Source organism: Variovorax sp. WS11, assembly GCF_010499245.1.
GTDB lineage: Bacteria > Pseudomonadota > Gammaproteobacteria > Burkholderiales > Burkholderiaceae_C > Variovorax.
Genome location: NZ_JAAGOW010000002.1, coordinates 1 through 17,190, shown reverse-complemented (window position 1 = coordinate 17,190; position 17,190 = coordinate 1). Strand labels below are relative to the sequence as shown.

General features: G+C 67.2%; 16 protein-coding genes. 10 read left to right on the top strand and 6 right to left on the bottom strand.

Annotated features, from left to right (window positions below):
• Positions 1 to 195 precede the first annotated feature (195 nt).
• From GXN78_RS20600 to GXN78_RS20570, 7 genes are read left to right on the top strand one after another with little or no spacing between them, the layout of a single operon-like run.
• Complete coding sequence (locus tag GXN78_RS20600) at positions 196 to 966, top strand: ABC transporter ATP-binding protein (RefSeq protein ID WP_106554230.1); 771 nt, start codon at positions 196 to 198, stop codon at positions 964 to 966.
• Entirely contained in the window at positions 967 to 1,677 is a 711-nt protein-coding gene (locus GXN78_RS20595) for an ABC transporter ATP-binding protein (protein WP_106554231.1), read from the top strand. It begins immediately after the preceding gene.
• A gap of 32 nt (positions 1,678 to 1,709) precedes the next feature.
• Positions 1,710 to 2,903 (top strand): ABC transporter substrate-binding protein, encoded by a 1,194-nt coding sequence (locus GXN78_RS20590; RefSeq protein ID WP_106554232.1) that lies wholly within the window; start codon positions 1,710 to 1,712, stop codon positions 2,901 to 2,903.
• Positions 2,904 to 2,931: 28 nt separating this feature from the next.
• A complete protein-coding gene (locus GXN78_RS20585) occupies positions 2,932 to 4,125 on the top strand; it encodes an ABC transporter substrate-binding protein (protein WP_106554233.1) in 1,194 nt (397 codons plus the stop codon).
• A 36-nt stretch (positions 4,126 to 4,161) separates the two neighbouring features.
• On the top strand, positions 4,162 to 5,037 hold the full coding sequence (locus tag GXN78_RS20580; RefSeq protein WP_106554234.1) for a branched-chain amino acid ABC transporter permease: 876 nt from the start codon (positions 4,162 to 4,164) through the stop codon (positions 5,035 to 5,037).
• Positions 5,038 to 5,050: 13 nt separating this feature from the next.
• Positions 5,051 to 6,031 (top strand): branched-chain amino acid ABC transporter permease, encoded by a 981-nt coding sequence (locus GXN78_RS20575; RefSeq protein ID WP_106554235.1) that lies wholly within the window; start codon positions 5,051 to 5,053, stop codon positions 6,029 to 6,031.
• A 13-nt stretch (positions 6,032 to 6,044) separates the two neighbouring features.
• Positions 6,045 to 6,983, top strand: a complete 939-nt coding sequence (locus GXN78_RS20570; protein ID WP_106554236.1) for an SMP-30/gluconolactonase/LRE family protein — start codon at positions 6,045 to 6,047, stop codon at positions 6,981 to 6,983.
• Between the two features lie 12 nt (positions 6,984 to 6,995).
• Here GXN78_RS20570 and GXN78_RS20565 read toward each other — a convergent pair whose 3' ends face one another.
• The 4 genes from GXN78_RS20565 to GXN78_RS20550 are packed head-to-tail and all read right to left on the bottom strand — an operon-like array spanning position 6,996 to position 11,992.
• Entirely contained in the window at positions 6,996 to 7,736 is a 741-nt protein-coding gene (locus GXN78_RS20565) for an aspartate/glutamate racemase family protein (RefSeq protein WP_106554237.1), read from the bottom strand.
• A gap of 27 nt (positions 7,737 to 7,763) precedes the next feature.
• Positions 7,764 to 9,152, bottom strand: coding sequence for an amidase (locus GXN78_RS20560; protein WP_106554238.1), 1,389 nt, complete (start codon positions 9,150 to 9,152; stop codon positions 7,764 to 7,766).
• On the bottom strand, positions 9,145 to 10,677 hold the full coding sequence (gene hydA, locus GXN78_RS20555) for a dihydropyrimidinase (RefSeq protein ID WP_258186938.1): 1,533 nt from the start codon (positions 10,675 to 10,677) through the stop codon (positions 9,145 to 9,147). Before hydA ends, GXN78_RS20560 begins: the two co-directional genes overlap by 8 nt.
• Complete coding sequence (locus tag GXN78_RS20550; protein ID WP_106554240.1) at positions 10,667 to 11,992, bottom strand: MFS transporter; 1,326 nt, start codon at positions 11,990 to 11,992, stop codon at positions 10,667 to 10,669. Before GXN78_RS20550 ends, hydA begins: the two co-directional genes overlap by 11 nt.
• A 258-nt stretch (positions 11,993 to 12,250) precedes the next feature.
• On the opposite strand from GXN78_RS20550, the gene GXN78_RS20545 reads away from it, so the two are divergent.
• On the top strand, positions 12,251 to 12,952 hold the full coding sequence (locus tag GXN78_RS20545) for a GntR family transcriptional regulator (protein WP_106554241.1): 702 nt from the start codon (positions 12,251 to 12,253) through the stop codon (positions 12,950 to 12,952).
• Positions 12,953 to 12,965: 13 nt separating this feature from the next.
• On the opposite strand, the gene GXN78_RS20540 is transcribed toward GXN78_RS20545, so the two are convergent.
• Positions 12,966 to 14,069, bottom strand: a complete 1,104-nt coding sequence (locus GXN78_RS20540) for a glycosyltransferase family 2 protein (RefSeq protein WP_146162954.1) — start codon at positions 14,067 to 14,069, stop codon at positions 12,966 to 12,968.
• A gap of 159 nt (positions 14,070 to 14,228) precedes the next feature.
• Here GXN78_RS20540 and gcvA point away from each other — a divergent pair, with 159 nt between their 5' ends.
• Positions 14,229 to 15,122, top strand: coding sequence for a transcriptional regulator GcvA (gene gcvA, locus GXN78_RS20535; RefSeq protein WP_106554243.1), 894 nt, complete (start codon positions 14,229 to 14,231; stop codon positions 15,120 to 15,122).
• Between the two features lie 89 nt (positions 15,123 to 15,211).
• Entirely contained in the window at positions 15,212 to 15,895 is a 684-nt protein-coding gene (locus GXN78_RS20530; protein WP_106554244.1) for a nitroreductase, read from the top strand.
• Positions 15,896 to 16,006: 111 nt separating this feature from the next.
• Here GXN78_RS20530 and GXN78_RS20525 read toward each other — a convergent pair whose 3' ends face one another.
• The gene (locus GXN78_RS20525) at positions 16,007 to 16,861 is read right to left on the bottom strand and encodes a hypothetical protein (RefSeq protein WP_146162955.1); all 855 of its coding nucleotides are present in this window, start codon (positions 16,859 to 16,861) and stop codon (positions 16,007 to 16,009) included.
• Positions 16,862 to 17,190: the final 329 nt, after the last annotated feature.

The following is a 17,190-nucleotide window of genomic DNA, read 5'->3' as shown; positions in this document are numbered from 1 at the left end:
TCCGCCCGCCACGTCCTTGCGCGGACGTGGCGGGCTTTCGTGCGCCTGACGCTGGTTGCGGTGCAGCATAGGCATTTGCCCCAGTAGGCAAGTGTTGCTGCGGCTGCAAACAATGCGTTCCGCGCAGCCATGGTGGCGCGCTCAGATGAACCGCATGACCGATCTTTCCTGCCAGTACCCGGGCGACCGCGCGAGATGAGCGACATCATTCTCGAGACACGCCAGCTCACCAAGGATTTCAAGGGCTTCACCGCCGTCAGCAACGTCGATCTGAAGGTGGTGCGCGGCTCCATTCACGCCTTGATCGGGCCCAACGGCGCGGGCAAGACGACCTGCTTCAACCTGCTCACCAAGTTCCTCGAGCCCACCTCGGGAACCATCCTCTTCAACGGCCAGGACATCACGGGCGAGCGCCCCGCGCAGATCGCACGGCGCGGCATCATCCGCTCCTTCCAGATCTCCGCCGTGTTTCCGCATCTCACGCTGCTCGAGAACGTGCGCCTGGGCCTGCAGCGCGCGCTCGGCACCTCTTACCATTTCTGGAAGAGCGAGAAGACGCTCAAGCCGCTCGACGCCCGCGCCCGCGCGTTGCTGGCCGAGGTCGGCCTCGAGGAACTGGCCGAGGAGCAGACCGTGAACCTGCCCTACGGCCGCAAGCGCGCGCTCGAGATCGCGACCACGCTTGCGATGGAACCCGAGCTGATGCTGCTCGACGAGCCCACGCAGGGCATGGGCCACGAGGACGTGCACCGCGTGGCCGAGCTGATCAAGCGCGTCTCGGCCGGTCGCACCATCCTGATGGTGGAGCACAACATGAGCGTGGTCTCCACCATCGCCGACACCATCACGGTGCTGCAGCGCGGCGCCGTGCTGGCCGAGGGCCCGTACGCCGAGGTCTCGCGGAACCCGCAGGTGATGGAAGCCTACATGGGCACCACCGACGGCCAGTTGCAGGGAGCCCATTGAATGAGCGTTCCTGCACTCGAAATCAAGGACCTCCACGCCTGGTACGGCGAATCCCATGTGCTGCATGGTGTCGACATGGTCGTGCAGCCCGGCGAGGTGGTCACGCTGCTCGGCCGCAATGGAGCAGGGCGCACCACCACGATGCGGGCCATCCTGGGCCTGACCGGCGCGCGAAAGGGCAGCATCAAGGTCCACGGCACCGAGACCATCGGCATGCCCACGCACCGCATCGCGCACCACGGCATCGGCTACTGCCCGGAGGAGCGCGGCATCTTCGCCAGCCTCTCGGCCGAAGAGAACCTGCTGCTGCCGCCCGCACTCAAGGGAGCGGACAAGGGCATGTCGGTGGAGGAGATCTACGCCATGTTCCCCAACCTGGCCGAGCGCCGCAACAGCCAGGGCACGCGCCTGTCGGGCGGCGAGCAGCAGATGCTGGCGGTGGCGCGCATCCTGCGCACCGGCGCCAGGCTGCTTTTGCTCGACGAGATCTCGGAGGGACTGGCCCCGGTGATCGTGCAGGCCCTGGCCCGCATGATCCACACCTTGCGCGGCAAGGGCTACACGGTGGTCATGGTGGAGCAGAACTTCCGTTTTGCCGCACCGCTGGCCGACCGGTTCTACGTGATGGAGCACGGTCGCATCGTCGAAAAATTCGGCGCGGCCGAGCTCGACGCCAAGATGCCGACGCTGCACGAACTGCTCGGCGTCTGATCCCATTCATTTTTTTGCTTGAAGGAGACACCATGAAGACTGCATTCACCGCGATCGCGCTGGCCGTCGGCGCCCTGGCCCTGGCTTCCGGCGCGCAGGCGCAGGAGAAGGTCAAGATCGGCTTCGTCACCGACATGTCCAGCCTCTACTCCGACCTCGAGGGTAAGGGCGGCGCCACCGCGATCGAGATGGCCATCGCCGACTTCGGCGGCAAGGCGCTCGGCCAACCCATCGAACTGCTCACCGCTGACCACCAGAACAAGGCCGACATCGCCGCCTCCAAGGCGCGCGAGTGGATCGACACGGCCGGCGTGACCATGATCTTCGGCGGCACCAACTCCGGCACCGCGCTGGCCACCGCGAAGGTCGCGCAGGAGAAGAAGCGCGTCTACTTCAACAACGGCGCCGCCAGCTCGGCGCTCACCAACGACCAGTGCAGCCCCTACACCGTGCACTACGCCTACGACACCGTCGCGCTCGCCAAGGGCACCGGCGCCACGGTGGTCGAGCAGGGCGGCAAGAGCTGGTTCTTCCTGACCGCCGACTACGCCTTCGGCCACGCGCTGGAAGCCGACACCAGCCGCATCGTCAAGGAAAAGGGCGGCACGGTGGTGGGCACGGTGCGTCATCCGCTCAATGCCTCCGACTTCTCCTCCTTCCTGCTGCAGGCACAGAACTCCAAGGCGCAGATCCTGGGTCTGGCCAACGCCGGCGGCGACACCATCAACTCCATCAAGGCCGCCCGCGAATTCGGCATCGGCAAGACGATGAAGGTGGCGGGCCTGCTGGTCTTCCTGAGCGACATCCACAGCCTGGGCCTGAAGAACACCGAGGGTCTGCTGCACACCACCAGCTGGTACTGGGACTTGAACGACGACACGCGCAAGTGGGCCGCGCGCTATTTCGACAAGACCAAGCGCATGCCCACCGACATCCAGGCCGCCGACTACTCGGCCACCACGACCTACCTGAAGGCCGTCGAGGCCGCCAAGAGCACCGATGCGGACAAGGTGATGGAGCAGCTCAAGAAGATGCCGATCAGCGACTTCTTCGGCAAGGGCCAGATCCGCGCCGACGGCCGCTATGTGCACGACATGTACCTGGTGCAGGTCAAGGCCGCGTCCGAGTCGAAGAAGCCCTGGGACTACCTCAAGGTGGTCAAGACGCTGCCGGGCGACCAGGTCTTCACGACGAAGGCCGAGTCCAAGTGCGCCCTCTGGAAGTGACCGCGCTTCGCGGCCGACGAAAGAACACATGAAGAACAGATTCGCACTATCGGCCGTGGTCCTCGGCCTCGCCATGGCCGCAGGCGCGGCGCAGGCCCAGGACAAGGTCAAGATCGGCTTCATCACCGACATGTCCAGCCTCTATGCCGACGTCGAAGGCCGCAACGGCGCAACCGCCATCCAGATGGCCATCGACGACTTCGGCGGCAAGGTCAACGGCCAGCCCATCGAGCTGCTCACGGCCGACCACCAGAACAAGGCCGACATCGCCGCCTCCAAGGCGCGCGAGTGGATCGACACGGCCGGCCTGACCATGCTCTTCGGCGGCACCAACTCCGGCACCGGCCTGGCGATGGCGAAGGTGGCGCAGGAGAAGAAGCGCGTCTTCATCGTCAACGGCGCCGGCACCTCGGCGCTCACCAACGAGCAGTGCAGCCCCTACACCGTGCACTACGCCTACGACACCGTCGCGCTCGCCAAGGGCACGGGCGGCGCGGTGGTGGGGCAGGGCGGCAAGAGCTGGTTCTTCCTGACAGCCGACTACGCCTTCGGCGCGGCGCTCGAGGGCGACACCGCCAAGGTGGTGAAGGAGAAGGGCGGTACGGTGGTGGGCGGCGTCAAGCATCCCCTCAACGCCTCCGACTTCTCCTCCTTCCTGCTGCAGGCGCAGAACTCCAAGGCCCAGATCCTGGGCCTGGCGAACGCGGGCGGCGACACCATCAACGCGATCAAGGCGGCCAAGGAATTCGGCATCACCAAGACGATGAAGATGGCGGGACTGCTGGTCTTCATCACCGACATCCACAGCCTGGGCCTGAAGAACACCGAAGGCCTGTTGCTCACCACCAGCTGGGACTGGAACCTCGACGACAGGACGCGTGCCTTCGGCAAGAAGTTCTTCGAGAAGACCAAGCGCATGCCGACCGACATCCAGGCCGCCGACTACTCGGCCACCATGACCTACCTCAAGGCGATTCAGACCGCGAAGAGCACCGATGCCGACAAGGTGATGGCGCAGCTCAAGAAGACGCCGATCGACGACTTCTACGCCAAGGGCCAGATCCGCGAGGACGGGCGCTTCGTGCACGACATGTACCTGGTGCAGGTCAAGAGCCAGGCCGAGTCGAAGCAGCCCTGGGACTACTACAAGGTCGTGAGCAAGCTGCCGGGCGACCAGGTCTTCACGACGAAGGCCGAGTCCAAGTGCGCCCTCTGGAAATAAGCTGACCCACCGATCCCGCTCATCGTTCTTCCCCGTATGCAAATTTCGCTGCCTGCCCTGCTGAGCCAGCTCCTCCTCGGACTGGTCAACGGATCGTTCTACGCGATCCTGAGCCTCGGGCTCGCGGTGATTTTCGGCCTGCTCAACGTCATCAACTTCGCGCACGGCGCCCTGTTCATGCTGGGTGCGGTGCTGACCTGGATGGCGATGAACTACCTCGGGATCAACTACTGGGTGATGCTCATCGCGGCGCCGATCGTCGTCGGCCTCTTCGGCATGGTCATCGAGCGGCTGCTGCTGCGCTGGATCTACAAGCTCGACCATCTCTACGGCCTGCTGCTCACACTGGGTCTCACGCTCTTGATCGAGGGCGTGTTCCGCTCCGTCTATGGCGTCTCGGGCCTGCCCTACGACACGCCCGATGCGCTGGCGAGCGCCACCGACCTCGGCTTCATGATCCTGCCCAACTACCGGGCCTGGGTGGTGGTGGCCTCGCTGGTGGTCTGCTTCGCCACCTGGTTCGTGATCGAGAAGACGCGCCTGGGCGCCTATCTGCGCGCCGGCACCGAGAACCCGCGCCTGGTCGAGGCCTTCGGCGTCAACGTGCCGCTGATGATCACGCTGACCTACGGCTTCGGCGTGGCGCTCGCCGCCTTCGCCGGCGTGCTGGCGGCGCCGGTGATCCAGGTCTCGCCGCTGATGGGGCAGAACCTCATCATCGTCGTCTTCGCGGTGGTGGTGATCGGCGGCATGGGCTCGATCATGGGCGCCATCCTCACGGGCCTGGGCCTGGGCGTGATCGAAGGGTTCACCAGGGTCTTCTATCCCGAGGGCTCGTCCACCGTCGTCTTCGTGATCATGGTCATCGTGCTCCTGATCCGGCCGGCCGGCCTGTTCGGCAAAGAGAAGTGAAGCGGCCCGCGTGATGAAGAACAACAACATCTCTCTCGTCCTCTACGGCCTGCTGCTGCTCGGGCTGATTGCCGCGCCCTTCCTCGGCGCCTACCCGGTGTTCGTGATGAAGCTCATGTGCTTCGCGCTGTTCGCCTCGGCCTTCAACCTGCTGCTGGGCTTCACGGGCCTGCTGTCCTTCGGCCACGCGGCCTTTCTGGGCGGCTCCGCCTACATCGCGGGCGAGGCCATGAAGGCGTGGGGCCTGACGCCCGAGCTGGGCCTCATTGCCGGCACGCTCACCGGCGCACTGCTGGGCTGGGTCTTCGGCGTGCTGGCCATCCGCCGCCAGGGCATCTACTTCGCGATGATCACGCTGGCGCTGGCGCAGATGGTCTTCTTCATCTGCCTGCAGGCCAAGTTCACCGGCGGCGAAGACGGCCTGCAGGGCGTGCCGCGTGGCAAGCTCTTCGGCGTGCTGGATCTGCAGAACGACCTGACCATGTATTACGTGGCCCTGGTGATCGTGGTCATCGGCTTCCTGCTGATCGTGCGCACCATCCACTCGCCCTTCGGCCAGGTGCTCAAGGGCATCAAGGAGAACGAGCCGCGCGCGCTCTCGCTGGGCTACGACGTGGGTCGCTTTAAGCTGCTGGCCTTCGTGATCTCGGCCGCGCTCTCGGGCCTGGCCGGCTCGCTCAAGACCCTGGTGCTGGGCTTCGCCACGCTGTCCGACGTGCACTGGACCGCCTCGGGCCAGGTGATCCTGATGACGCTGGTGGGCGGCCTGGGCACGCTCTCCGGCCCGCTGGTCGGCTCGGCAGTGGTGGTGCTGCTGGAGAACAAGATCGGCGAGTTCGGCCACCTGCTGGCCAGCCTGACCTCCATCGAGTGGTTCGGCACGCTGGGCGAGTCGGTCACCATGGTCACGGGCCTGATCTTCGTGATCTGCGTGCTGGCTTTCCGGCGCGGGGTCATGGGGGAGATCATCGCCTTGATGTCGCGCCGGCGCTGAAGCGGAGGCCCGCATGTGGCAGCCTGCCCAGCGCTACCCCGACCCCGCCATCGAGATCCTCGACCCGCGCTTCGCCAAATACCGCCTGACGAGCGCCGCGGTCGAGCGCCTGGCGACCGGCTTCCGCTGGGCCGAGGGGCCGGTGTGGTTCGGCGACGGCCGCTGCCTGCTGTGGAGCGACATCCCCAACAACCGCGTGCTGCGCTGGGACGAGGAAACGGGCGCCGTCAGCCACTTCCGCAAGCCCTCCAACTTCGCCAACGGCCACACGCGCGACCGGCAGGGGAGGCTGCTTTCCTGCGAGCACGGCACGCGGCGCGTGACGCGCACCGAATACGACGGCTCGATCACCGTGATCCTCGACTGCTTCGAGGGCAAACGCCTCAACTCGCCCAACGACATCGTCGTGAAGTCGGACGACTCGATCTGGTTCACCGATCCGCCCTTCGGCATCCTCGGCCACTACGAAGGCCACGCGGCGGAGCCCGAACTGCCGACCAACGTCTACCGCGTCGATGGAAAAACAGGCAAGGCCACCGTGGTCTGCAGCGACATCGAGCGCCCCAACGGCCTGTGCTTCTCGCCCGACGAGCGCCTGCTGTACGTGGTCGAGTCGGGCAGCACGCCGCGGCGCATCCGCGTGTTCGATCTGAGCGAAGACGGCCAGGGCCTGAAGAACGGCCGCGTGTTCGTGCAGGCCGATCCGCAGGGCTCGCCCGACGGTTTCCGCTGCGACGTCGACGGCAACCTCTGGGCCGGCTGGGGCACCGGCGAGGGCCGCGACGGCGTGATGGTGTTCGCGCCCGATGCCACGCCCATCGGCCGCATCGCGCTGCCGGAGCGCTGCGCCAATGTCTGCTTCGGCGGCCCGGCGCGCAATCGGCTGTTCATGGCGGCGAGCCAGTCGCTTTACGCGCTCTACGTCAACACGCAGGGCGTGCGCGGCGGGTGAGCGACCCCGGTCTCAGGGGCTGAAGCGCCGCGAGAGCGCCTCCGACAGTCCGATAGCCGGCTTCGGCGCGGGCCGCCGGAAGGTGCCGGCGCTGGCCTTGCGTACGCGCAGCGTCGCCAGCGCCTCGGCCTGCTTCACCGCGGCGGCCATCTGGTCGACCACGGGCACGGGGATCCGGTCTTTGACCTTGTCGGCCAGGCCCGCCAGCGGCGCGCCGGCAAGGATCACCACATCGGCCTCGTCCTCCTCGACCGCGCGGTTCGCGAGGTCCACCAGCAGCTGTTCCTTCTCGTCTTGCACATCGGCGATGGAGGCAAAGCGGCCCTCGAGCATGCGGATGCCTGCCAGCCGGCCCGTGAGGCCGTGCGATTCGACGCACTCCTCGTACCAGGGGCCGAGCGCCTGCGCGAAGGTCACGATGGCGAAGCGCTTGCCGAGCATGCAGGCGGTCAGCATCGCGGCCTCGGCCATGCCGACCACCGGAATGTCGAACAGCTCGCGCGCGCCGAACAATCCCGGGTCGCCGAAGGCCGCGATGATGGCCGCATCGAAGCCCTCATGGTGCTCGGCCAGCATCTCCAGAGCGACCGCGCCGCCGATCTGGGCCTCCGCGCGGGTGGCGATGTAGGGGAAACCGCGCGGGGCGGTCAGTGGGACCAGCTCCGTGCCGGCGGCCGCGGCGGGCAGCGCGGCGCTCATCAGCCGGTCCGTGATGCCCTGGCTGGTGTTCGGATTGAGGACGAGGATGCGCATGGCGGTTTCCTTCAGATCGATGGGCGACTATGCCGGCGCGAGGGCGGACTCGGCCAGCACCGCCTCGATGGCCTTCGCAGCGTGGAGCAGTTGGCGGTCGCGACCGCGTGCGGCGATCAGCTGAAGGCCGACCGGCAGCCCGTCGCGGCCTTGGCCACAGGGGATGGAGATGGCCGCGGCCATCGCATGGTTGACGAAGGGCGTGAAGACGGCGTGGGCGCGCGGTTCGACGGCCTGGCCGCCGATGTGGGTGGGCCCGAGCCGGTCGTTTGGCCACGCGACGCAGGGCGCGGTCGGGCAGAGGACCAGGTCGTGACGCGCCAGGCATCCGGCCAGTGTCGAGGCGATGGCGGCACCCGCGGCCCGCGCGCGCGCCACGTCGGCGCCGGACCACTGCAGCCCGCGCTCGATCTGGCGCCCGATGTCGGGGTCGAAGAAGGACGGGTCGCGCCGCCAGGCTTCGCCGAACAGATGGGCGAGGCCGGTGTGCTGCAGCGGCATCAGCGCGTCCTCGTTCGCGCCTTCGGGCCAAGCCGGGTCTTCGTCCTCGATCTTCAGGCCCGCCGAGCGCAGCGCATCGATGGCGCGCGCGATGCAGGCCTGCACGTCCTCGTCGACCGGTGCCTCCAGGCCGAGGCGTGGGCTGAAGGCGATGCGCAGCTGCCGCGCATCGCGCGGCGGGTTGCCTTCGGACATCAGCATCGATGCCGGATCGCGCGCATCGGGGCCTGCCATCGCCTCGAACATCAGCGCGGCGTCGCCCACGCTGCGGGCGATCGGCGCCATGCACTGCAGCCCGATGAAGGCATGCGGGAATCCGAAGGGGTCGGGGATTGCGCCGAAGGAAGGCTTGAAACCGACCACGCCCACGTGCGCGGGCGGGCGCCGGCTGGAGCCGCCGCCATCCGTGCCCAGCGCCAGCGGCGCCATGCGCGCGGCCACCGCGACCGCGCAGCCGCCGGAGGAGCCGCCCGGCGTCAGCGCCGGGTCCATGGGATGACGGGTGAGGCCGTAGACCTTATTGGTCGTCAGTCCCTTGCAGGCGAACTCGGAGCTGTTGGCCATGCCGATGACCAGCGCGCCCGCGGCGCGCAGGCGCTCGACCGCCAGCGCGTCGCACGGCGCGACGAAGTCCTTGAAGAGCAGCGAGCCCTGGGTGACCCGCTGGTCCCGGACCCAGATCACGTCCTTCACCACCACCGGCACGCCGGCGAGCGGGAGCGCTTCCCTGCGGGCGATGCGCGTGCGCAGAGCCTCGATGTCTGCGTCGAGTGACGCGGGAACCTCGCCCACGACGGCATTGAGCTCGCCGTTGCGTGCCTCGATGCGCTGCCTGAAGGCGGCCACCACCGCGGCCGGGTCGAGCCCACCGGCGCGCACCTGCTGCGCGATCCGCGCTGCGTCCAGCTCAAGCATGCGGGACCGCCTTCGCGAGCTTGGCCAGCGCGTCGGGCAGGTTGCCTACGTAATGGCCGTCGCCCGCCGCTTCGCCGGGCTTGGGTCGAGCCATCTCGGGCTTGCCGCAAGGCAGGAACTGGCCGTGGCCCGAGGGTGCGCAGGGCTGGCCCTGGTCCCACACGCGCTCGCCGCGCACGAGAGTGGTCACGGGCCAGCCGGTGACCTGCATACCCTCGTAAGGCGTGTAGTCCACGTCGTGGTGCAGCATTCGGTTCTCGATGGTGACCTCCTTGTTCGGGTCCCAGATCGCGATGTCGGCATCGGAGCCGATCGCGATCGTGCCCTTGCGCGGATGCAGGCCATAGAGGCGCGCCGGGTTGGTGGCCGTCAGGCTCACGAACTGGTTGAGGGTGATGCGTCCCGTGCGCACGCCTTCAGAGAACAGCAGCGGCAGCCGCGTCTCCAGGCCCGGGATGCCGTTGGGGATGTGGCGGAAGGCCACCTCCTTGCCGCCCGGTTTCTTGCCCTGCGCGTCGTCGAAGCGAAACGGCGCGTGGTCGGACGAGACGATGGTGAAGAGGCCGTCGGACAGCCCCTCCCAGACGACGCGCTGGTTGGCCCTGGCGCGCGGCGGCGGGCTGCAGACGCACTTGGCGCCCTCGTAGCCGCCGCCCAGGTCGTCTGCGCTGAGGAACAGGTACTGAGGGCAGGTCTCGGCATAGAGGCGCATGCCGCGGCCGCGGGCCCAGCGGATCTGCTCGATGGCCTCGCGGCCCGACACATGCACGATCAGGATCGGCACGTCGACCAGCTCCGACAGCGTGATGGCGCGATGCGTCGCCTCGCGCTCGATGGCCATCGGCCGCGAGGCGGCGTGGTACAGCGGCGCCGTGTGTCCGGCTTCCTCCAGCGTCTCGGTCAGCCATGCAATGCAGTCGGCGTTCTCGGCATGGATCATCGCCAGCGCCCCGTGCCGGCGCGCCACCGCGAGCAGACGCAGGATCTGGCGGTCGTCCAGCTTCATGTCGTCGTAGGTCATGTAGATCTTGAACGAGGTGTAGCCCTCGGCGATCAGGGCCGGCAGCTCCTCGCGCAGCACTTGCTCCGTCGGGTCGGTCACGATCATGTGGAAGGCGTAGTCCACCACCGCCTTGCGGCCGGCGCGCCGGTGATAGTCCTCGACCGCGGCGCGCAGCGACTGGCCCTTGATCTGCGCCGCGAAGGGGATCACGGTGGTGGTGCCGCCGCAGGCCGCCGAGCGCGTGCCGCTCAGGAAGTCGTCGGCCATCCGCAGGCCTTCGTCCATCGGCTGGTCCAGGTGGCAGTGGGCATCGACGCCACCGGGCAGCACCAGCTTGCCCCGGGCATCGATCTCGTCGCGGCCGCGCGCGAGCTCCTGCCCGAGGGCGACCACTCGGCCGTCGCGGATGCCGATGTCGGCCTGCATGGTTTCCGAGGCGGTGGCGACCAGGCCGTTGCGGATGACGGTGTCGAAGCTTTGCATCTGCGTTTCCTTGGTTGTGGAGCCCGACTCAGTGACCAGCGTCCTTGAGATCGATGCGGGCGGTTTCGCGGGCCGCGAAGGCGGCCACCGCGATCAGCGCGCAGACGACGGCGAGATAGATGGCCACCGGCGTGGTCGAATGAAACTGCGCGATCAGCCCGGTGGCGATGATCGGCGCCAGCGCGCCGCCGAAGACACCGGCGAACTGGAAGCCCAGCGAGGCGCCCGTCACCCGCACACGGGTCGCGAACAGTTCCGGCAGGAAGGAGGCGAGCGGCGAGAACATGAAGGACACCAGCACCATCCCCACGAAGGACGCCGCCATGATGGCGACGGGATTGCCCGTCTGCACCATCTGCATGAACGGCAAGGCCCAGAGCGCGCCGCCGATGCCGCCGATCATGAGCACCGGCCGGCGGCCGATGCGGTCGGACAGCCAGCCGGCCACCGGGATGAAGATCATCTGCGCCACCGCACCCAGCAGCACCGCATTGAGCGCGATGGACTTGGGCAGGCCCAGTTGCGTCGGCACGAAGTACAGCAGGAACAGCGTGAACACGTAGAAGGCGATGTCGCCGCCCAGCCGCGCGAAGAAGGCGATGGCGAGCTGCGGCTTGTAGTGGCGAAGCACCTCCTTGATCGGCGCGTGCTCTTCATGGCCCTTGGCCTCCTTCTCGAAGACCTTGGACTCCGCCACGTTCATGCGGATGTAGAGGCCCACGCCCACGAGGATGGCGCTCATCAGGAAGGGTACGCGCCAGCCCCATGACAGGAAGGCCTCGTCCGACACCTGCCAAGTGACGAGCGCGAAGGCGCCGTTGGCCAGCAGCAGGCCTATCGGCGCGGCGATCTGCACCACGGCCCCGAGCAGGCCGCGTCGCTTCCCTTCGGGGTCGAGCTCATTGACCATGATGGCCGCGCCGCCCCATTCGCCGCCGAGCGCCAGGCCCTGGATGATGCGCAGCACCACCAGCAGGATGGGCGCCAGCATGCCGACTTGGCCATAAGAGGGCAGGCAGCCGATGAGGAAGGTCGCCAGTCCCATCATCAGCAGCGTGATGAAAAGAATGGACTTGCGGCCCAGCTTGTCTCCGAAGTGCCCGAACACCGCCGCGCCGAGCGGCCGCGCGACAAAGGCCACGCCGTAGCTGGCGAAGGACAGCAGCGTCGCCACCAGGGGCTCGCTCTGCGGGAAGAACAGCTTCGGAAAGACCAGGGCCGCGGCCGAGCCGTAGATGAAGTGGTCGTAGAACTCCAGCGTCGTCCCTGCCAGGCTGGCGGCCGCCACGCGCTTGGTGGATGAGGGGCTGGCTTCGCGTTCGGCTGTCCCGCCGATGGGCATGGTTGCATGCATTCGCTTGTCTCCGTGATGGGTTGAGGGGGCTGGATGGGTGGCGCTGGCCGAAAGATAGGCGATAACCGATGTGCAATCAAGAAGAAATTTGTACATCGCAAAAAACATTTATGTTCTTCGGATTTGTCTAATGGATAACCCGAAGTTCCTGACGTCTCCAGCGAAAGTAGGAGGTGATCGCATTCGAATCTAGGAGGGATTGGCCACAAAACCGCCATACAATTCATCGAATCCTGACGTTCAAAAGGAATCGAGACAATGGCCAAGATCGCCAGCACAGACACAGAAAACACCGGTGGACTTTCCGTCGAGGAGATCAGCGAGCGGATCCTCCTGGCCATCTGGGAGCATCGGCTGCCGCCCGGGACCAAGCTGGTGGAGGAGAAGCTGTCGGAGGTGTTCGGCGTAAGCCGCACCAAGATCCGGCTGGCGCTCGGCAGGCTGTCGCACGACAGCATCCTCACCGTCGAGCCCAATCGCGGGACCTTCGTCGCCAGCCCGACGGTCGAGCAGGCGCGCCAGGTGTTCAACGCCCGTCGCCTGCTGGAGCCGGCGCTCCTGCGCGACCTGTGCGGGCACGTGCGGCGCGAGCAGCTCGCGCGCTTGCGCAAGAACATCGCGCTGGAAGGCGAGGCGCGTGAGCGCAATGACCGGCGCGCGACCATCCGGCTTTCGGGCCAGTTCCACCTGCTGATCGCGGAACTCGGCCAGAACCCGTACCTCCACAAGTGCCTTCGCGAGCTGTGCTCGCTGACTTGCCTGGTGATCGCGCTCTACGACGCACCTGGCATGCCGGCCTGCCCGCACCACGAGCACGACGCCATCGTCGACGCGCTGGAACAGGGCGATGCCGAACGCGCCTGCATGCTGATGATCGAGCATCTGACGCACGTCGAGAACACGCTGCGTCTCGAGATGCCGGCGGACGAGGAGATCGACTTCCGCGCCGTGTTCGCCTGAGCGGCGCGCCGGCTCAGGCCCGCCGCAGCAGCCTGCGCAGCACGGTCTTCAGCGGGCTCGCCCCGAAGATCAGCCGCGAGTACGAGACGAACAGCCCGCGCGTCAGCAGCAGGCTGCCGTAGTAGTAGATGCGGTACTGCCGCGGCCCCTGGCGCGTGTCCGGGTGGCGCAGCGCCCGCCGCAGCAGGCCGAGGTCCTTGCCTTCGCCGGACAGCCAACGCTCGAGGAAGCTGAGCCACAGATAGCCGCCCTGGTCGTCCAGGGGGCGCCACAGCGCGGAGGCGCCGGGCCGGCGGCGTTCGAGCTGCGCGCGCAACCACACGTCGAAGCGCGCGGCGCGCCGCCGCATTGCCTTGATCTGCTCCACGGACACCATCGAGCCCTTGGTCGCGGAGGCGCCATGCACGCGGTAGCGCGTCAGCGGCTCGGGAATCCAGGCGCTCGGGCTGATCAGCGCCGCGGCGGTGCACAGCTGCAGGTCCTGGTACATCATGCGGTCGGCATCCAGGGGGCCGATGGCATCGAGGACTTCGCGCCGGAAGGCCAGGCCCGAGGTCAGCGAAAGCACGGGGCAGGAGGCCGCCATCAAGGTCTCGCCAGCCAGCCAGCCCTGGGGGGCGCGCCCGCCGGGATAGTACGGCGCGTGCCCCAGATGGGGTTGCCCCTCCGAGAAGCGCTGCATGCCGTTGTGCGTCCACCCCGGAAGATGCCCGTCCACCCGCCGGCGCAGTGCATCCAGCACCTTCTCGATGCGTTCCGGCGCCATGGCGTCGTCGGCATCGAGCAGCAGCACCACCTCGCCGGTGCAGGCCGCGAGAGCGGCGTTGGTGGCCACGCAGATGCCGCCGTTGAGCTGGTGGATGGGCAGGACCTGTGGGAAGCGCGCGGCATAGCCGTCCAGGATCTGCGCGGTGTCGTCGGTCGAGCCGTCGTTCACCACCACGATCTGGTCCGCCGGCGCGGTCTGGGCCAGGCAGCTGTCCAGGCACTCGGGCAGGAAGCGGCCGTAGTTGAAGCAGATGATGGCGATGCTGACCTGCGGCGCGGCCGGCAGCTCGTTCAGAGCCATGGGCTCGATGGCGAACATTGCAACGGGCGGGATCTCTGCTGCTTTCACGAAAGGCGTCCCCAAGGGCCACGAGGGCGGCGTCCCGGATTGTGCCTCCGGATGGCGAGTGCATCGCAAGTGTTACAGCGTACGGCGCACGGACGGACGGCCCAGTGATAGAGGCATTCCACGATTGAGCGCAGCTCAATCGAAGACTAAGGTCCCGGCATGGATCGCCTGCCGCCCCTCAACGCCATCCGCGCCTTCGAAGCCGCCGCACGCCACATGAGCATCACGTTGGCCGCCGACGAGCTCAGCGTCACGCCCGGCGCCGTCAGCCGGCAGATCAAGAGCCTCGAAGAGACGCTGGGCCTGCAGCTGCTCAAGCGCGGGCACCGGCAGATTTCCCTGACGCGGCAGGGCGCCGAGTACTACCGCGCGGTGGCACGTGCGATCGAGTCGCTGCGCGACGCGACCCGTCGCCTCAAGCGGCGCAGCCAGCGCAAGCAGCTCAGGATCCGCGCCTACACCACCTTCGCGATGCGCTGGCTGATCCCGCGGCTGTCGGGCTTCCATGCCGCGCACCCGGACGTCGAGGTGCTGCTGAAGGCCTCGCTCGAGCCGGTGGACTTCCGCAAGGAGGACATCGACGGCGCGATCCGCCTGGGCGACGGCAACTGGCCCGGCACCCACAGCTTGCGGCTGCTCGACAACATCCTGGCGCCGGTCGCCAGCCCCGAGCTGCTGAAGAAGGGGCCGAAGCTCAAGCGTCCGGCCGACCTGGCGCACTACACGCTGCTGCACACCATCGCCCGGCCGGACGACTGGGCCTACTGGCTGGAAGCGGCCGGTGGCGCCAGCCAACTCGACCCGCGCGCCGGCATGACCTACGAGAGTTCGGCCATGAGCTACGCAGCGGCCATCGAAGGGCAGGGCGTCGCGATGGCGCAGCTCTTCCTGGTCGAGAAGGACCTGGAGGAGGCCCGGCTGGTGATGCCCTTCAAGAAGACGCTCGACATGGGCGACTTCACCTACTACCTGCTCACGCCGAGCCATCGCGACGAGCCGGCGCACATGAAGACCTTCAGGCTCTGGATGATGGAGCAGTTCAGGAAGGGCTGAGCCTTCCGATCGCTCGTTTGCGCTCTGCTCAAGCGAAAGCGGCCCAGAACTCGTTTTGTCGTCTCGCGGGATTCAATGATCATCCGGTCATGAACGAACTGGACGTCATTGCCGCCCTGCATGCACGCAGGAGCATCCGCAGCTTTCTGTCCGACCCTGTCGACAGGCGCCTGGTCGAGGCCGTGCTGGCCGACTCGGCGCGCAGCCCGAGCGCCTCGAACACGCAACCCTGGAAGGTGCACGTCTGCGCGGGTGAGGCACGCGACCGGCTCAGCCGCGCCTTCCTCGAGGCGCACGAAGCCGGTGGAGAGGGCCACGCCGAGGAGTACACCTATTACCCGACGCAGTGGCAGGACCCGTACCTCGCACGCCGCAGGAAGGTGGGCAAGGATCTGTACGGCCTGCTGGGCATCGCCAAGGGCGACAGCGAGGCCATGGCCCGCCAGTACGGGCGCAACTACGAGTTCTTCGGCGCGCCGGTCGGCCTGTTCTTCACGCTCGACCGCGCGCTGGACGGGCAGGCCGCATGGCTGGATCTCGGCATGTACCTGCATGGCGTGATGCTCGCTGCCCTGGGCCACGGACTGGCGACCTGCCCGCAGCAGGCCTTTGCGCGCTACCACCGGATCGTTCGCGAGCACCTCGGCATCGCGGCTTCGGAGATCGTGGTCTGCGGCATGGCGCTTGGCTATCCCGATGCGGACGCGCCGGCCAACCAGCTCAGTACGGAACGCGAGCCGGTGTCCGGCTTCGCTCGGTTCCACGGCCTCTGAACTGCGCTCAGGGTGCGAAGCCCGACCTCCGCACCACCGGCTCCCACTGTCGCCGAAACGTCTTGATCATCTGTGCAGTTTCTGCAGACGTGCATGACGGCTGCGGCGCAGCTACGGCGCGACACTGCAATTGCCAAACTCGCAGCGCACCTGCCAAACGCGCCCATCAGCGCATGGAACGCTGTAGGTCTCGAAGCCCGGACCCGTTGCGATCATCGTTGCGCGAGGCTGGGTGTTGCAGCTACCTGACCTTGCGAGCTTCTCCGCGTTGTAGGTGTCCTTGCCCGCCGCAAGGGGCGTGCTGGCAGTTGGTATCGGAATAGGCGTGCTCTGTGCCGAGGGGGATGGGCCTGGCGCTGGCGCAGCTTGCAAGGTTGCGCTCGAAAGGGCCTTGCGCAATGCATGTCCATCGGGCTGGTGCATCTGAATCCGGAAGTTGCCCATTGACGCCCGGTCGAGCTCCGCGACGATGCCGTATCCGATGGCCGCCCCGACGCCGGCGGCTACGGGGTTCGGGCTCATGGCGATTTGCGAGGACATGAGGTCGATATCTTGCCCGGGCTCGCGCCTTGCAGGCGGCAAGGCCGTGCCGTTCCTGTACATCCTGACTGCGCCCAACACGATGAAGATCTTTGCCGGTTGCGAGGAATCGTTCGGCAGATAGATCCCACCGTCCATTGCAACGAGCGGCGCGTCCGCAAGCGGCTTTCCGCCTTCGGTGGCGACGGCCTTCTGTGTGATGGCGCCTCGAGGCCCCATGAAAAAAGTCCCGCCGGCATCCTGTCCCACCGGGCGGTACACGCCCCGGGCGATCCCGTCGGCGCTACGGTTCCCGAAAAGGTACTCCTTGCCCCAATCGAAGCTCTCTTTCAGTTCGAGCGTGGGCGCTGAAGTCGCTGTGCGCAAATGCCTCGGCGCAACGCCCTCGCAACCCGCGAGAAGAATGATGACGGCCTGCAGAGCCACCCACCGCATGTACCTACGCATTTGACCTTTCCATCCCCCAATCGACGCGGGGCGGGCCGATGCTACTTGACGAATCGAGATGACCGGAGCGGGCGACTCGCTTGGTCGGTAGCGGGGCCGCCACCTGCATGGCCGGATCGAAGACCGAGCTTCCTCCCGCGATGGGTTTGGTTACGACCCCCTCGAGTAACTGCAGTATGTTCACAGCCCTTCCCCGGCGAGGAGCGCGAACATGTCCCGATACCTCTGCGAGTTGAAGAATCTGCTGACGGAACTGGAGAACCGCTACGGAGAGCGTGACGACTCGGTGCAGCAGGTCAAGCACGAGC

Excerpts from the sequence above, each read along its gene's own strand:
- GXN78_RS20575 (WP_106554235.1), top strand. The coding sequence starts at position 5,051 with ATGAAGAACAACAACATCTCTCTCGTCCTCTACGGCCTGCTGCTGCTC.
- GXN78_RS20585 (WP_106554233.1), top strand. The coding sequence starts at position 2,932 with ATGAAGAACAGATTCGCACTATCGGCCGTGGTCCTCGGCCTCGCCATG.
- GXN78_RS20570 (WP_106554236.1), top strand. The coding sequence starts at position 6,045 with ATGTGGCAGCCTGCCCAGCGCTACCCCGACCCCGCCATCGAGATCCTC.
- GXN78_RS20560 (WP_106554238.1), bottom strand. The coding sequence starts at position 9,152 with ATGCTTGAGCTGGACGCAGCGCGGATCGCGCAGCAGGTGCGCGCCGGT.
- GXN78_RS20545 (WP_106554241.1), top strand. The coding sequence starts at position 12,251 with ATGGCCAAGATCGCCAGCACAGACACAGAAAACACCGGTGGACTTTCC.
- gcvA (WP_106554243.1), top strand. The coding sequence starts at position 14,229 with ATGGATCGCCTGCCGCCCCTCAACGCCATCCGCGCCTTCGAAGCCGCC.
- GXN78_RS20550 (WP_106554240.1), bottom strand. The coding sequence starts at position 11,992 with ATGCATGCAACCATGCCCATCGGCGGGACAGCCGAACGCGAAGCCAGC.
- GXN78_RS20590 (WP_106554232.1), top strand. The coding sequence starts at position 1,710 with ATGAAGACTGCATTCACCGCGATCGCGCTGGCCGTCGGCGCCCTGGCC.
- GXN78_RS20580 (WP_106554234.1), top strand. The coding sequence starts at position 4,162 with ATGCAAATTTCGCTGCCTGCCCTGCTGAGCCAGCTCCTCCTCGGACTG.
- GXN78_RS20530 (WP_106554244.1), top strand. The coding sequence starts at position 15,212 with ATGAACGAACTGGACGTCATTGCCGCCCTGCATGCACGCAGGAGCATC.
- GXN78_RS20595 (WP_106554231.1), top strand. The coding sequence starts at position 967 with ATGAGCGTTCCTGCACTCGAAATCAAGGACCTCCACGCCTGGTACGGC.
- GXN78_RS20565 (WP_106554237.1), bottom strand. The coding sequence starts at position 7,736 with ATGCGCATCCTCGTCCTCAATCCGAACACCAGCCAGGGCATCACGGAC.
- GXN78_RS20600 (WP_106554230.1), top strand. The coding sequence starts at position 196 with ATGAGCGACATCATTCTCGAGACACGCCAGCTCACCAAGGATTTCAAG.